Source organism: Photobacterium lucens (assembly GCF_009873615.1).
In the GTDB taxonomy this organism is placed as follows: domain Bacteria; phylum Pseudomonadota; class Gammaproteobacteria; order Enterobacterales; family Vibrionaceae; genus Photobacterium; species Photobacterium lucens.
Genome location: NZ_SSMG01000301.1, coordinates 1 through 15,723, shown reverse-complemented (window position 1 = coordinate 15,723; position 15,723 = coordinate 1). Strand labels below are relative to the sequence as shown.

General features: G+C 40.6%; 15 protein-coding genes and 1 pseudogene. 11 read left to right on the top strand and 5 right to left on the bottom strand.

From position 1 onward, the window contains the following. Window positions 1-144: 144 nt before the first annotated feature. Complete coding sequence (locus tag E5A76_RS12965; RefSeq protein WP_161119186.1) at window positions 145-1,083, top strand: hypothetical protein; 939 nt, start codon at window positions 145-147, stop codon at window positions 1,081-1,083. Between the two features lie 249 nt (window positions 1,084-1,332). Here E5A76_RS12965 and E5A76_RS12960 read toward each other — a convergent pair. Further along, a pseudogene (locus tag E5A76_RS12960) lies at window positions 1,333-1,614 on the bottom strand (site-specific integrase); the annotation flags it as partial. A gap of 162 nt (window positions 1,615-1,776) precedes the next feature. On the opposite strand from E5A76_RS12960, the gene E5A76_RS12955 reads away from it, so the two are divergent. Both E5A76_RS12955 and E5A76_RS12950 read left to right on the top strand, forming a co-directional pair. Next, window positions 1,777-2,553, top strand: coding sequence for a hypothetical protein (locus E5A76_RS12955; RefSeq protein WP_161119185.1), 777 nt, complete (start codon window positions 1,777-1,779; stop codon window positions 2,551-2,553). A gap of 115 nt (window positions 2,554-2,668) precedes the next feature. Further along, window positions 2,669-3,205, top strand: a complete 537-nt coding sequence (locus E5A76_RS12950; protein WP_161119184.1) for an AAA family ATPase — start codon at window positions 2,669-2,671, stop codon at window positions 3,203-3,205. 232 nt (window positions 3,206-3,437) lie between these two features. Here the strand turns inward: E5A76_RS12950 and E5A76_RS12945 are convergent, their stop codons facing one another. Then, window positions 3,438-3,818, bottom strand: a complete 381-nt coding sequence (locus E5A76_RS12945) for a hypothetical protein (protein ID WP_161119183.1) — start codon at window positions 3,816-3,818, stop codon at window positions 3,438-3,440. A gap of 238 nt (window positions 3,819-4,056) precedes the next feature. Then, window positions 4,057-6,363, bottom strand: a complete 2,307-nt coding sequence (locus E5A76_RS12940) for a methyl-accepting chemotaxis protein (RefSeq protein WP_161119182.1) — start codon at window positions 6,361-6,363, stop codon at window positions 4,057-4,059. 324 nt (window positions 6,364-6,687) lie between these two features. On the opposite strand from E5A76_RS12940, the gene E5A76_RS12935 reads away from it, so the two are divergent. Further along, the gene (locus tag E5A76_RS12935; RefSeq protein WP_008989404.1) at window positions 6,688-6,936 is read left to right on the top strand and encodes a DUF3297 family protein; all 249 of its coding nucleotides are present in this window, start codon (window positions 6,688-6,690) and stop codon (window positions 6,934-6,936) included. Window positions 6,937-7,014: 78 nt separating this feature from the next. On the opposite strand, the gene E5A76_RS12930 is transcribed toward E5A76_RS12935, so the two are convergent. After that, on the bottom strand, window positions 7,015-7,626 hold the full coding sequence (locus E5A76_RS12930) for a flavin reductase family protein (RefSeq protein WP_161119181.1): 612 nt from the start codon (window positions 7,624-7,626) through the stop codon (window positions 7,015-7,017). A 123-nt stretch (window positions 7,627-7,749) separates the two neighbouring features. After that, window positions 7,750-8,181 carry a hypothetical protein gene (locus E5A76_RS12925; protein ID WP_053989137.1) on the bottom strand — a complete coding sequence of 144 codons (432 nt, stop codon included), beginning with the start codon at window positions 8,179-8,181 and terminating at the stop codon, window positions 7,750-7,752. Between the two features lie 388 nt (window positions 8,182-8,569). On the opposite strand from E5A76_RS12925, the gene E5A76_RS12920 reads away from it, so the two are divergent. The 7 genes from E5A76_RS12920 to E5A76_RS12890 form a co-directional block, all read left to right on the top strand. After that, on the top strand, window positions 8,570-10,660 hold the full coding sequence (locus E5A76_RS12920) for a TonB-dependent siderophore receptor (protein WP_161119180.1): 2,091 nt from the start codon (window positions 8,570-8,572) through the stop codon (window positions 10,658-10,660). 156 nt (window positions 10,661-10,816) lie between these two features. Next, a complete protein-coding gene (locus E5A76_RS12915) occupies window positions 10,817-11,590 on the top strand; it encodes a DUF3450 domain-containing protein (RefSeq protein WP_187695636.1) in 774 nt (257 codons plus the stop codon). Beyond that, complete coding sequence (locus tag E5A76_RS12910; RefSeq protein WP_161119178.1) at window positions 11,590-12,957, top strand: MotA/TolQ/ExbB proton channel family protein; 1,368 nt, start codon at window positions 11,590-11,592, stop codon at window positions 12,955-12,957. Before E5A76_RS12915 ends, E5A76_RS12910 begins: the two co-directional genes overlap by 1 nt. After that, the gene (locus tag E5A76_RS12905) at window positions 12,957-13,490 is read left to right on the top strand and encodes a MotA/TolQ/ExbB proton channel family protein (RefSeq protein WP_023934383.1); all 534 of its coding nucleotides are present in this window, start codon (window positions 12,957-12,959) and stop codon (window positions 13,488-13,490) included. Before E5A76_RS12910 ends, E5A76_RS12905 begins: the two co-directional genes overlap by 1 nt. Next, window positions 13,487-13,891: an ExbD/TolR family protein gene (locus tag E5A76_RS12900; RefSeq protein ID WP_008989397.1), complete on the top strand. Its 405-nt coding sequence runs from the start codon at window positions 13,487-13,489 to the stop codon at window positions 13,889-13,891. Before E5A76_RS12905 ends, E5A76_RS12900 begins: the two co-directional genes overlap by 4 nt. Further along, window positions 13,891-14,547: an energy transducer TonB gene (locus tag E5A76_RS12895; RefSeq protein ID WP_161119177.1), complete on the top strand. Its 657-nt coding sequence runs from the start codon at window positions 13,891-13,893 to the stop codon at window positions 14,545-14,547. The genes E5A76_RS12900 and E5A76_RS12895 overlap by 1 nt, the downstream gene beginning before the upstream one ends. Next, on the top strand, window positions 14,547-15,723 hold a 1,177-nt coding region (locus E5A76_RS12890; protein WP_161119176.1), incomplete at its 3' end, for a tetratricopeptide repeat protein. The genes E5A76_RS12895 and E5A76_RS12890, both read left to right, overlap by 1 nt.

Sequence of the window (15,723 nt, the reverse complement as noted above, 5' to 3'; positions counted from 1 at the left end):
AAAGAAAATATATCGATTGGATGTGATTTTTTGCGACTAATGATATGAAACTAAATGCTTTATTGAGTAAAATGCGGGTTATTTAGTGTATTAATAGAGCGTGAAAGTAAGCATGCTGATTAATATGCTGTTAGGGTAATTTTTATGATTGAGACCGTTTTTAATATTTTTTATTTCGTCTCTGACGATCAGCAATCAATTGTTGAGCTTGGTGTAGTTGCCCATAAACTCTCAGGTTCTGATGAATATAAAATTAGCTTTTTGCAACAAAACGTGCAAAACGATTCATTAGAATGTATGCGTTACTCTGTACCCGCAGGTTTGGCTGATAAAGGTGGCAAGTTATCTATGGCTCAGTTCAATTCTATGATTCGACTGGGTCGAAGCATTGAGCTGTTTGAAGATATCTTCAAAACATTAAAAGCGCCTGAGAATGTATTGTATATTTCAACCCCTGTAGTCAACGATACACCCACATACGATATCCAATCAGATCATGGTGTTTTATATCTTACTGAACACCAAGGTCACCCCAAGTTAGGCGCCGGACATATGAGTGATTACTTAGAACAGTACTTTGTTGATGGGAAGTTCGATATTGCATCGTTAATTCATAACGATCATTACGTTGCAATAAAGCAACTTTTTAATAGCCAGCATTACCTCTCTTCAATGAAATTACTTGTCTCGTTCGTAGACACTATGGGATACCTAGACTTTGGCGAAAGTGGTAATGTCTTTGTTCTCTGGTTGAGAAAGTATTCGGTATTAGCTGACTTAGACATTACAGAGGAAGAGCTCTGGGAGTTTCGTAACTCCATTTTGCACATGACAAATTTGGATTCTCGTAAAGTGAAACAGGGTAAAGTGGAAAGAATCAGCTTTACCATAGCACCGGCTGGAACCAAAACTTTTAAAGATCATGATACTAAGTATTTTAACTTTGTGGATTTGATTACGGAATTACAAAGGGCTATGGAAAGATGGTTGCTCTCATATGTTGAGACTCCCCAAAAGCTAATCGACTTTGTGGCTCGCTATGATCGTGTTGTAGCCGATAGTCGCTACGCAGAATTACACTAACAAATAAGGATATGTGTCGCGAAGCCGACACCTATCCGAAGTGTTGGACAAGCCCAAGCTACCTTATATAAGTAAATATTGGAAATAGCATGAAGGGTGATGACAAAAAGCAGTCGAGCGTTATCCTTGGTGTGAACCAATAACTTTAATACTCTGATTTATAGTAAAATCCTCTTTAGTTCTGCCGCGTGAAAGCCATTATCCTTATTATTGAACGTCGGTTATCTGGAGCGATAACACTTGTTGCAATATCCAACTCCAATCACGTTGAAGGACATGCTTAAATAAAAACTGTAAGCCATTGCGATCAATTTTCACGGTACTTCATGAATGTGTTTTGATCAGTTGTGTAAAATACCGTTTCAGATCGTCGGTAGTTAATGTGTCTGGCGATTTATCCAGTTGATAGGTAATGTGACGTAGTGCACGACTATAAGTATCAATCGTAGCGGGACGTTTACCTTGTAAGGTGAGATGGGCAAGGTGTTGTTCATAAAGAGAATCTGAACGATGTTTCTGTGCTTTATTTATGATAAATACTCCTTTTGTAAGGTGTATTTACCGTAGCTGAGATTATGGGGTTTCAAGTGACGCGTCCGGCGCACCTGAACCAAGTGTTAGCTGTACTTATTAATTCATTTGCTCCTTCTTTCATTATACAATATGCCATTCCTTATTTTGTTTGAGTTTATTATGAGCTTAGAATTTGGCTTTTCTTGTTTTGGCGATGCTAATAAATTTGGTAAAAATATCTCATCTAATTTAAAAGCGACAACTGTATACGAACGACGAGGAAGTAAGCACTTCATTGTTATTCCAGAGAAAAACCAGAACATGTTTGCTGCTTCCACGTTGATCGTATCGATCGCTGTTGCAAGTCTAGTCAGTGGAAGTCACCACCTGACAGATGAAAAATTCAATCTCGTGGTTGAAGCACTTCAGCGAGCAAATCCTTCATTGGAAGGCTTGAGTGAGCCAGAAATTGGGTCTTACCTATCAGAGCTTTCGTCTGAGCAATTGTGTGGGGTGGTTAGCAATACCAAAGGCGTTTATCACGAAATGCTATACGTTGAAGGTTTTAATGCTGAGTCGCTAGGTAATGAGGCAATTTTGCATAGTGATTTCAACAACCCAGGAGCAGACGTAATTATCACCGATGGTAGCGGTAATGTTGTTCAGGAAGTTCAGTTAAAAGCGACCGATAGTGCATCCTACATCAGCGAGCATTTGGATAAATATCCGGAAGTGGAGGTACTAGCAACTGAAGAAGTGACTGCTAGAATGTCTAACGTAGAGAGCTCAGGTTTTTCTAACGAGGAGTTAACTAACGACGTTGTTATTTCCTTTGATGAATTAGAGTCTATTTCTAGTACTGTAACTGAAGAAGTTTCTTCTTCTTTAATTAGCGACGAAATTACAGGCTTTGGTCCTCTTAGTATTATCACTGGCTTATTATTCGGCATCTTTTAATTTAGATGCGTGAATACCATTATCCTTATTCTCTTTACCATCTGCTTTTTTGTTGAAAGTCCCATTAATTACATGACATGTTGGCGGCAGGGGTTAGTCGTCTTTGGAGTTTTGTTTGAATAATAGAGTGATTTTTACAGGTGGACCAGGTTCAGGGAAGACTTCAGTTATCGAATGTTTACGGCAGATGGGTTATGCAAGTGCACCTGAAGTTGGGCGAAAAGTTATCCAAGCCCAAGTAGAATTGCAAGGTACAGCATTACCTTGGTTGGACAAGACCGCATTCCGCGACGAAATGGTTCTTGAAGAAATTGATAATTACGAAAACTTTGGTGGTAATGAAATTACGTTTTACGATCGAAGCATTATTGACTCGTATGGGTATAGTAAGCTTGAACACATACCAATATCGGATCTTTTGTTAGCGAAATGTGGTGAACTGACTTATTGCCGTAACGTTTTCATTTTTCCGCCTTGGGAAGAAATTTATGAAAATGACGCTGAACGAAAGCAGGACTTCAGTGAAGCAATGGCGACATATTATGAAATGGTGAGTGCATATATTAAATTTGGCTATCACTTAATTGAAGTTCCTAAGGTTTCAGTTAAAGAAAGAGCAGAGTTCATCGTCAGTAAAATGAGCAACGGCTAGCAGATAAGGATATATGTCGCATAGGCGACGGTTGGGGCAATTCCTTGTGGTTTCGTGTGTTGGTGGTGGCGAGAGAGAAAATACAAACGGCATATCGCTAAATTTGATAAACATATATAACACTGTGTTCAAAGAGCCTAGTAATGATTCAACGCTATAAGGAAGTGGAATAGAAACTAGGCTAGCAAAGAAAACCCACAGTTAAGAATGAATTTTAGCGCGGATACTTATATCAAATTTCAAAATAGAATTTGTAATCACGCACACCATCAATATGCACACCTTTTTCTCGAAGTTCTTGGTATTGCTTGAGCTTAATGGTTCTGAAATCCATGGCTTTTAGAGCAAGAATAATGCGCAGGTCATCCATTGAACGTGTTTTTGCTTCTGCACTACACGTACCACAAACCACATGTGTCTTTTGTTTAAAGCCTATTTTATTGAGCCAGTTTAGATCTTTGCTGTCTTTACGTGTTCCACAAAAGTAGCAATGATTGTCCTGCTGTAATGCTGCTTGTTCCCTTAATGCTTTAGGGCTAGGTGTGGCGTTAGTTTGAGTCACATTTTGTTTCTTGCTACCACTAAACTGAGAGAACTGAACGACATTAGACATAAGCATTGCTCTTTTTCATCAAGGGAATACAGCTTATAACAAGATTGTATTGTCATAAGGCTCTATATCCTATTGCTTGTGGCTTTAGTTAGTCAAATACTCGTTTAGCTAACGGTAGCGTTATTTAAATTTAAGACAAAAGAGTTAGTCTTATCTAGCAATAGCTTTTCATGGTAAATAGCTCTGTAAGAGGCCAACTCTTTTGTTTTGTAGTGAATATGCTTCTGATTCGCTTGGGTTATGAGTATTGCTTGATGATGGTATCCATCTGTTCAGATTGAGTTTTTAACTCAGCAGAAACAGCTTTGATCTCAAGTGACTTTTCAGACGTTGATAATGATGATTCTGCGATAACTGTCATAGATTCACTGATATTACTGGTGACATTGGCTTGCTCGTTGGTAGCTTGTGCGATTTCTTGACTCATGTTTTGTAATTCATTGAGCATGGTGTGAATGTCGTGAAGGTGTTGATTATTAATATGACAGCTTTCAACCCCGTTATTGAGTAGCTGGTGGGCTTGCTCAACACTTAATGCGACCTTGCTCGATTCATTTTGCAGACGTTCAATTTTCTCTTTGATGTTTTCTGTTGAATCTTTAGTCATGGAAGCAAGAGTACGCACTTCATCAGCAACCACGGCAAATCCACGACCATGTTCGCCAGCTCGGGCAGCTTCAATCGCGGCATTTAAAGCAAGTAGATTTGTTTTCTCAGCAACGGTGTTAATGACGTTTAGTACATCGGCAATCTCTTCACTTTCGGTTTTTAGCTGGTTAATAATGGTGAGTGCTTCATTCATTTGTGCCATTAGCCCATCGATATCATTCATTAGTTGATCTGCGCTTTTAATTGAAACTGTACTTTTGCTATTGGCTTCTAACACATGGGTTGAAGCGTTATCGGTATAGCGTGCAATCTCATTGACTGAGGTAGTCATTTCGGTCACTGCAGCGGCAATGTTTTCACAATTGGCACTTTGTTTACTGGCTGATTGCGACATAGTGACAGCGTTATTTGAGATGGTGTTAGATTGGTTTTTTAGTGTTTGGCTAGCGTGAGAAAACTGATTAAATGAATCTTCAAGTGTGGCAATAAAGTGATTAAATGAGGTTGATAAATCGTTAACTTCAGGGCCGCCATTGCGGATGGTTAAGCGTGCAGAGAGGTTCTTATTATCACTAATCGCAATGATCTTTTTCGATAATACCTTGATAGGTTTAGCGATAGATTCACCAATAAAGTAAGAAAAGAATGCAGCCAACAGCAGTAGTAATACGCTACAAATGGCGACTGCTTTATAAAGTTGGGTTTTGAGTGCGCTAACATCGGCTAAGGCTTCGGCTTTATCGATTTCACTGACGATCATCCAATGCTGATTTAACAGTGTGATTGGGGCATAAGCAGAAAGCACTGCAATATCACGATAATCTGTAATGGCATGGCTACCTGTTTTGCCATCTCGGGCAAATTGTACACTTGGGGTATTCACTGGCTGAAAGCCAATCGCAGTATCTTTTTTACTGATGTTATCAATTACATTACTTGAAATATTGTTCGCTTGAAGGGTTTGTAAATAGGCTTGTTTATCTTCAATAAAGAAACGTGATTGGCTGCGTAGGGTTGAATCCATCCCTACTAAATAGATCTCACCGCTTTTACCTAAACCTGCTTTATTCCAGTTTTGATCAAAGGTCATGATGTTGTTGATCGCATCAATCGGGGTTTGAATGATCATGTAACCGATACGCTTTTGGTTCTCAAAAATAGGGGTAGAGAGAAACGATGACGGTAACTCGAATGAGGGAGTATAAGGCTTAAAGTCGGTTAAGGTAACTTGACCGTCAGAGAGTTTAAGCGCGCCATGATAAGCATTGGCTAAGCCACTATTTTTAAATGGGCCTTGTTGTAGGTTGGTCGCAAAATCCACTTCTTTAAACACGCTATAAACCACGTTACCTTGGTTATCGACGAGGAAAATGTCATAAAAACCAAAGGATTCTAGATAGTGGCGTAGCACTGGATGGAAGATTTGGTGGGTTTTATCGTAGTTAGTATTTAGCGTGTCATTATCAAGAAAATGCTTTTGACCTAACTTATTGCTGTTATTAGCGATATAGCGAGACTGTAGGCTCACCGCGGTATCACTGAGTTGCTCATAAATATTGCCGATTGTTGCTTCTTTGTTTTTGTCACGATAAAGGGCGGCAAATTGTTCCTGATAAAATTGCACTAAGGCCTGTTTATCGGCCATTGCGATATCTTGGTTGGGATAGCTATTAAAGCCAGCATCAAAACGTTGCATGGCTTGTTTAATACTAGGATCGGAAGAGAAGGTACCAATCAGCGTGGCAGTGGTATTAAAGTGGTTTTCGATTTCTGTTTTCTTGATTTCTCTAATGGAGATCAGTTGCTCAATCGCTCGATCATAAAGTGCTTGTTGGCTTATTGCTGCACTTTTCCAGGCAATATAAATCCCTGACACCACCACACAGCAAGTACACAGGACTGATAAAGTAAGACTGATCTTATTTGCGATTTTCATTGTGTTCTTATTTCCTCAAGCACCTAACTCAACCATGTTCATATAATTCTATATGCCAATAAGGATTATCATAATGAATATGTAATCGATTGCATTGTTTGGGTGTAAGTTGCGAGTTGTTTCAGAATTAAGATGAAAATATTTTATGTTTAGTTGTTATTTAGTGATGCTTATAGCTATCAATTGTCATAATTCTTTAATATTTCAGATAGATAAAGCATAGAGCTGGCGGGAATATCCTAGAAAGAGTAGGGAATTTATCTTGTTAGCGATAATGAAATTCTCTACAATGGCGGCGTTTTTTACTAACGATAGAATTTGATCATGACAGATACTACATCACAACCAGCATTACCAGATCGTCTTTCAGGTAACCCTCGCAGCCCACACCACGTTGCAGAATGTTTTAACTACGACATCGGCATTCGTCTAAACGGCAAAGAGCGTTTTGATGTTGATGAGTACTGCATCAGTGAAGGTTGGGTAAAAATCCCTTCACCTAAAGCACTAGACCGTCGTGGCCAGCCAATGCTAATCACGCTAAAAGGTAAAGTGGAAGCATTCTACAAGTAATGTAGATATGTACACAGAATTGAAAGCCTAGAGTTTTGCTCTAGGCTTTTTTGATCTTGGAATAAGTAAATTTGAGCCTTACTTTGGCCTTGCCACTGCAAACGTCTTTTCTAATACTGCGTATTCACTGCCGCCTAAACGTGAGAGTGGATTTACTTTTAAAGCATCAATGACTAGGTGTTCTTGCTCGCTATTAATCACAGTATTATCAATGTAAACCTGTTCAATTTCAGCGAAGATCAGGCTTTGTGGCGTTTCGCCAATCTCTTTCACTTCATACAAACTGCAACCAAAAGCGATAGGGCAATCTTTAAGCCTTGGCAGATCAAAATCATCGAAAGGCACTAAGGCAAGGTTTGATTGTTCAACTTCAGATTCACCGTGATCTAATGTTGCTGCGGTTTGGGTCACTTGCTCTGCCAGTGAAATGTCTGCGATATGAACCACTAGCTTTTTATTTTCGATGACATTACGGGTAGTGTCTTTGACTTCGCCACTTGGCTTTTTACCCACAGAGAACATTAATAGAGGCGGATTGCTCGCAACTGGGGTGAAATAGGAAAAAGGGGCAAGGTTATAGTTGTGCTCACCAGAATCTGTCAGTACCCATGCGATAGGGCGCGGGATAATAGTTTGGGTCATCAAGTGGTAGATTTGAGTTGGCGAAAGCGAGCTGAGTTGTAAGTTCATGGCACATCTATCCTTAGTGTTAGTCATCCTTAGATTCATTTTACGTTGGTAATGGCTGAACTCAATCTATTCACTGAGTTATAGATAATAAAAAACCGACACTAGGTCGGCTTTTTGAAAAGATTACGCTTTAATTACGTTTTTAAAATGCTTTTTCTTTGTAAATAAGTAATCCACATCAGGCGGGAAATCTTTGTTTGTTTTGGCATGTTTCATCATGTCGAAAACTTTAAACTCTGCTAGTACAGCGTACTGGTACGGTTCAAAGTTTTCACTGTTTGCCTGTAATGTTGGATCGTAGTATTTGCCATCTTTGAAAATGATCGCTTGGTCTACGATAGTTTCTTCATTACAACGATAGCCAAGAACGTAACGATCACCTTTACAATAAATCACATTCATGTAGCTGTTATAGAAGGTTTCATCTTCTGTAGTAGTACATGTTGCCAGCACTTCTGGATCCATTGCCTCTACTGTCACAATACGGACCTTTTCAGCAATAAAGTTGCGTTCATTGAGTTGTTGGTGAATAGCTTCAAGACTTAGTTGAGTCACATTAAATACCGCGAAATGAAAAAAAACGGGCAGATTATACGACTGTTAATTACAAATGTCTTCGTTAAAAACAGTATTGAATACGGATAAATGGCTTGTTCTTCGTTGTTGTGGCGATAAATTCACCAAGTTCACCTTTGTATATCTTTACAAACACCGACAAAATCTTTACGAATGCAAAGAATGTAAATTTAATGCAAATGGTAATAATTATCACTTATATTCCTTTCTCGTTGCTGATAAGCGTATTTTTACTTATCAGCAGCAAGCCATGATTTGCTCTCGATATTATTAAAAACATTACCTTGTACTAGCTAACGCAGGGGATAGCAGCAAATCAAATATGGCGTTTATTTTCGGTTATACGTTTATTTGGAGTTAAAGGAATATGTTTTCTAAAAGCCAGCTGACGCTGTTAATTGGTGCTGTACTTGCTGCGCCTGTTACTTATGCTCAAACCACGGAAGCGGATGAGCACATGGTGGTAACAGGTCGTGACTATGGTTACAAGGCAGACACTAACTCAACAGCGATGCGTATGGAGATGACTCAATTAGAGACTCCTGGGCAAGTTGCAGTGATTGATGAACAACTTATCGATGAACAGCGTGCAAGTACGTTGGGTGAGGTGTTACAGAATGATGCAAGTATTTCAGCTGGTGGTACTGGTCGTAACCGTGAGCGTTTCTCGCTTCGTGGTTTTGAACTGGGTAGCAGCAGTGGTTTCCTACGCGATGGTCACCAACACTGGTCACATTACCGTCAGCCTGTAGAGCTATTAGAGCGTGTTGAAGTAATGAAAGGCCCTGCTGGTTTGCTTTACGGTAAATCTGCACCGGGTGGCCTAGTTAACATGGTTGCGAAGAAGCCGACTTACGAAACCCAAGTAAACTTTAGCCAAGATGTTGGCTCAAATAATCATACTCGTAGCGTGTTAGATGTAAGTGGTTCATTAAACCAAGATGAAACACTACGTGCTCGTGCTGTTGTTGCAAAAGAAGATTACGACTCATGGCGTAAATACGGCGATGGTTCTACACCTTCAACCGATCGTTTCGTTGGTGGCCTATTTGTTGATTACGACATTAATGATGACGTGACATTGTCACTACATTACGATCGCACAAACGATAAAGGTAGTGTAGATTCAGGTGCTTACATTGTTGATGGTAAGCCAGTATTAGGTCGTGATCATGTGTGGGATGCACAGTGGTCAAAAATTAACAACGAAGTTGAAAACTACGGCTTTGATGTTAAAGCTCAGCTAACCGATGTGTGGGCATTAAATACAGGCTTTAACTACCAAGACTTTAAACGTCATGATGTGGAAAGTTACCCGAACTTTGCAAACTATGAAGAATCAGGTTTAGTGAAGCAAGGCGGTAATGATCGTCATGATAACTGGAAATTTAAAACCGCTTACGCAGATTTCGTTGGTGAGTTTGATGTACTAGGTATGCAGCATCAGCTATTAGTGGGCTCTAACTGGCTAGGTTACAGCTACGATCGTTTCCAACGTTCATTTAACTCTGTAGAAGTAGCACCAAATCAATCAACACCTGTACCAACATTTAAAGCGGGTAAGCCGAAAGTGTCTAACTCATCTTATGATGCTTGGGGCTTCTATGCACAAGACATGGTGACGATTAACGATTACTGGCAGGTGTTAGCAGGCGTACGTTTTGATCGTCAAACGCAAGAAGGCAAAGCGGCAGAAGAAGCGGTTTCACCAAAAGTAGCAGCGATTTTCCATCCTGCTGAAAATGGCTCGATTTACTTAGCGTACTCAGAAAGCTTTGAACCTCAAGGTACAGTATCATCAGGTTCTAAAAACTACGTGAACGATGGTGAACAACTTGATCCACTACGTGGTAAGCAATATGAGCTTGGTACTAAGTGGGAACTGCTAGATAATCGTCTGTTCGTATCGGGTGCGGTATTTAACATCACGCAAGAGAATTCCACCATTGATGTTGAAGTGGGTAAGAATCTGTATAAGAAAAACCAAGCGGGCGAGCGTGTTCACAATGGTGCAGAACTTGCGTTACAAGGTAACGTGACTGATAAGCTAAGCATGAGCGCATCTGCAATGTACCTTGATGCTGAATACACTAAAGATCAGAAATACCAAGGTAATCGTCCTGCGGATGTACCAGAATTTGCTGCAAGTGTTTGGTCTACTTACAACGTAACACCTGCAACGGATGTTAATCTTGGTGTGATTTATGAAGGTTCACGTTATGGTGATGCAGCAAATACCTTTAAGAAAGACGGTTACACTCGTGTTGATTTAGGTGTGGCGCACACATACAAGTACGATGCTAACTTAGATATCATTGGTCGTATTAACGTAGAGAACGTATTTGATACTGACTACATGGCTGGTGGCGGTTCAACAAGTAAAGACTATGTTGGCGCAACAGGCGTAACACTTGGCGAAGGTCGTAACTTTATGGCAACCGTTGAGTTCAAATACTAATTTGTAAACCTGTAATAAAAGGGGAAGTCATGGCTTCCCCTTTGTTACGATTAAGTATTATTGGCAAAGTTATTATCAGTTATAATCTTTAACTTTTTATTTTTAAACCTTTTTTTATTTTTTGCATTTAAAGATTACTCATTACTAAGTTTGATTATGAATTTTATTAAAACCAGTTTAGCGGTTGTTATTTTGAGTGTAACAACTGGGGTACAGGCAAGCAGTCTTGATACAGCACGTTCGATTGAAAACAAAACCAACGCTGCATCGGCAGTTAGCCAAGACAAGATTGATCGTAATGCTGATGCTTCTATTGCGATGAAAGCTGAAATTGAGCAACTGCAAGAAGAATTAAAGAACCTTCAGGTGTACCACGATCACCTTGCACGTATGGTGGATAATCAAACCCAAGAAATCACGTCTATTCATGAGCAAATCGCCAATATCAAAGAGACTCGCCAAGGTGTTGTTCCTTTGATGTATCAGATGATTGATGGCTTATCGACGATTGTTGAGCAAGATAAACCTATCAAGCACGACCAACGTCTAGCACGTATCGAAAAGCTACAGAGCATGATGTCTAAAGCGGATATCAGTGATGCAGAGAAGTTTCGTCGTATTCTGGAAGCCTACCAAATTGAAATGGATTACGGCACTAAGCTAGGTACTTACCAAGACAAGATCGCGCTTTCTGATGGTAAAACCATTGAAGCTGATTTGTTGTACTTAGGTCGCATGGCATTTGTCGCGCGTAGCTTAAATGGTTCGCACAACTGGAGTTGGAATAGCCAAACTAAACAATGGCAAGCGCTTGATAGCAGTGAAGCTGAAAACATCAATAAAGCGTTTGAAATGGCAAATAACCAAGTTGCACCGAGCCTATTACGTTTACCTGTTTCAGCAACTGTCGCTAACGTGGAGAGCAAATAATGAAATTAAAAGCGTTAGCCATCGCACTATGTATGGCATCAGTGCCGTTTACAGCATCGGCAGAATCTGTAGTGCAACAAGCAAAACAAGAAAACATTGCTCAGCAACAGCATAATGCACAGCGTGAAGCGGGCTTTAATCAATCGACGCAAAAAATTCGCAGTGAACGTGATGCACTATTGGCGCAACGTAATGCGTTAAAGCAGCAAACTGAAACCCTAAGCCAAAGCTTTAGTAAGAATGAAGCAGAATTAGCAAAGTTAGAACAACAGCTACAACTGGATTCTGGCAGTTTAGGTGAGCTTTTTGGTGTTGTTCGTCAAACGGCTAAAGATCTGAAAGCTGAACAAGGTTACGCTGTCACTGGTGTTGATGTCACTCAATATGTACCTTTGGTCAATCAAATTGTTGATGCCAAAGCACTGCCTTCAATGACGCAGCTAAGTGGCTTATGGCAAGCAATGGAAGCACAAATTATTGCAAGCGGTGAATTGGCTAAAGTAAAAGTGCCATTTATCAATGGTGACGGTGAGCAATCGACTGAAGATGCATTACGTTTAGGTGCGCTAGGTTTAGTCGCACAGCAAGGCTATTTAAAATGGGATGGTACGCGTCACATTGCAATGGCTTATCAGCAGCAACCTGAAAATGGTCCACAATTAGCGAATTTAGCTAATATTGCAGCAGAAGGCAAAGAGAGCATTGCACTTGATCCTTCTCGTGGTGTGATGCTGGATCAATTAGCTAATGCACCAACGTTGGAAGATCGGCTAACAGCTGGTGGTGTTGTTGGTAAAATTATTCTGTTACTACTGGCTATTGGTGCGGGTATCGCCATTTTCCGTGGTGTTAAACTGGCAACGATCAAGCAACAAATTAAGAAACAGCTTAAAAACCCAGACCAAGTGGGTAACAACCCGTTAGGTCGTGTACTGGCTGTTTACAATAAAGAACAAAATCGTAGTGTAGAAGCGCTAGAGTTGCGTTTACTTGAAGCCATTGTTGATGAACAACAGGGACTAGAGAAAGGCTTATCTATGCTGAAATTGTTTGCTGCACTAGCACCAATGCTTGGTTTATTAGGTACGGTGACAGGTATGATCGAAACGTTCCAAGTGATCACTCAGTTTGGTAACGGCGATCCTAAAGTAATGGCTGGTGGCATTTCAATGGCATTGGTGACAACGGTTCTTGGTTTGATTGCAGCAATGCCATTATTACTTGCTCATAACGTACTAAGCACTCAGGCAGAAAACATTCGTTCAATTCTTGAAAAACAAGGTATTAGCTTAGTTGCTGAACAAGCAGAAAAGAATGATGCAAAAAAAGCGAACAATAAACCCGTAGTTGCAGGACAGGCCGCATAATGGATATCAGCATTTTACAAAGCTGGTGGTTCTCGCTTTCACATTTTATGGCGCAAGGTGGCGCCATATTATGGTGGCTTGCAGCGGTTGTGGTGCTGTGTTGGCTACTGGTGATTGAACGTGTGATTTATTTGTTTTTCTATTTTCCTAAACAAAAAAATCAATGGTTAAGCCAATGGATGGCACGACAAGATCATGAATCATGGCATGCTTGTGCCATTCGTGATGGTTGGCTTAACGAAGCGAAAATTGCTTTAAATCATAATCTTAATTTCATCAAAGTGTTAGTTGCTATCTGCCCGATGTTGGGTTTACTTGGTACGGTAACTGGCATGATTTCTGTGTTTGATGTGATGGCAACCCAAGGCAGTAGCCAGCCTAAATTAATGGCCTCTGGTATTTCATTAGCTACTTTGCCGACGATGGCGGGAATGGTAGCTGCATTGGCGGGTATGTTTGTTCACGCACGTTTATCTAAAGCTTGTCAGATGCGTGAGCTTAAATTGGAAAAATTATTAAGGAGTCAGCAATGAGACTCGGTCGTCGTTCTTCAAACCGTGAAGATGCCCAAATTGATTTAACGTCGATGCTCGACATTGTATTCATCATGCTGATCTTCTTTATTGTTACTAGCTCATTTGTGCGCGAATCAGGTGTTGAAGTTAATCGTCCTCAAGCAAGCCATGTGGTAAGCCAAAAAGATGCCGGTATTTTTGTTGCCATCACCTCTGCTAACGATGTTTATATTGATAAGCGCGTTGTTGATGTGGAACGTGTACAAGCAACATTAGAGCACATGTTAACGGAACAACCCGATGCATCATTGGTGATCCAAGCTGATGAACATGCTTACAATGGTACGGTTGTGAAGGTAATGGATGCAGCGAAAGGTGCGGGCATTAAGAATATCGCATTGGCGGCGGAGAAAAACTAATGATCCGTTTATTAATGGCATTGCCACTCGCCATTGCGGTTGCGTTAGGTTTGTTTACTTTCATGGCGTGGATGGTGGATAACGGAAATCATAAAGCGCCGGATAATAAAGAGCCTTTGGCTTTCAATATGGTGATGGTGGAGCAAGAACAAGCACCGCAACGTCGTCAGCGTGTTGCACCACCACTACCTGAAACACCGGAGCCACCGCCAGAAGCAAAGCCTTCTATGTCTAAAATGGCAACAGCAAGCGTGCAGCCAGTAGCTTCTGTTAATAGCTTAGGCTTAGACACCGCAGTGACAGGCATTGCGATTAATATGCCGAAGTTTAGTGATTTTAGTAGTGCTGTAGCTGTTGTTGGTGAGCCGAGTGTAGGGCTAAGTCAGCAAGCAATGCCGTTATATCGAGTAGAGCCACGCTATCCACCTCGTGCTTTAAAGCAGGGTAAAGAAGGCTATGTGGTGTTGAAATTCACCATTGATCCGCAAGGTCGCCCAATTGATATTAGCGTGGTGGAAGCTAAGCCAAGTCGTCTGTTTAATAAAGAAGCGATCCGTGCGTTGCGTAAATGGAAATACCAACCTCAAGAGCAAAACGGCACTGCTGTGGCGCAGTATGGTCAAACCGCACGTATAGAGTTTAAGTTGAATCAATGATGAAGAAACTAGCATTTATAATTGCTTTAACTGTTGCGACAAGTTTACCGTTATCAAGTGCTTATGCGGGTGGGCAATTGTCTCAGCCAATCGCGGTAAAAGTGCAACGTGCCAATAGCTTACAGTTAGATAATAAAGTCGATCAGGCGATTGCTTTATTGGTGTCGTTAAAGCCAACCCAGGCTTATGACAAAGCGTTTGTTCAACGTATGCTTGGGGTGTTTTATTGGCAACAAGGTAATAGCGCCAAGGCAATTGGTAACCTAACTCAAGCAGTAAAAAGTGGCTTATTGCAAGACGATCAGGCTTGGGTCACTGAACGTATGTTGGCCGATATTTTGTTATCAGAGCAAAAATATAGCCAAGCATTACCGCATTATTACCAGCTAACAAAACGTATTCCTAAAAATCAAAAGGGATACGAGTTATGGCTTCGTATTGCACAATCCCATTACCAATTAAGCCAATGGTCAAAAGTGCTAACGGCGATGAAGCGTTACGATGGTTATAACCGTAAAGACGAAATGTCGCCGCTATCGATTAAACTTGGTGCGCAATTGCAGTTAAAGCAATGGAGCGGGGCGACGTCAACCTTAAATAGGTTAATTGCGTTAGAGCCTACTAAGCTGAACTGGTGGCAACAACTGGCAAATATTCAGATCAGAGCTGGAAAGCCGAACGACGCTTTAAGTACATTGAAGTTAGCAAAATACCAAGGTGTGGCGTTAACACAGCAAGACTTACATCGTTTAGCTCAGCTTTATGCTCAGCGTGGTATTCCCGAGCGTGCCGCAAAACAAATTGCTGAGCTTGATGGCGCTGATAGCAATACACAATTGTTGGTAGAGCAAGCGAACTATTGGCAAATGGCAAGAGAGTGGCAATCTGCGATTAATGTTTGGCGAAAAGCAGCTCAGCGTAATAACAAGTACCGTTGGCAGTTAGCACAGTTGTTATTGCAAGAAGGGCATTATCAAAAAGCGTTAACTGAATTAAATAAAGTAAAACGTAAAGATAAACAGGCTGATGTTGAATTGGCAAAAGTACGTGCGTATTACAAGTTGAATGATTTCGACAATGCAATTATTCATGCCAAACAAGCCAATAATATTAAAGCATCAGCGGCGGCATCTAGCTGGGTAAAATACTTATCGCAAATGCGTGAAATGGAAGAAA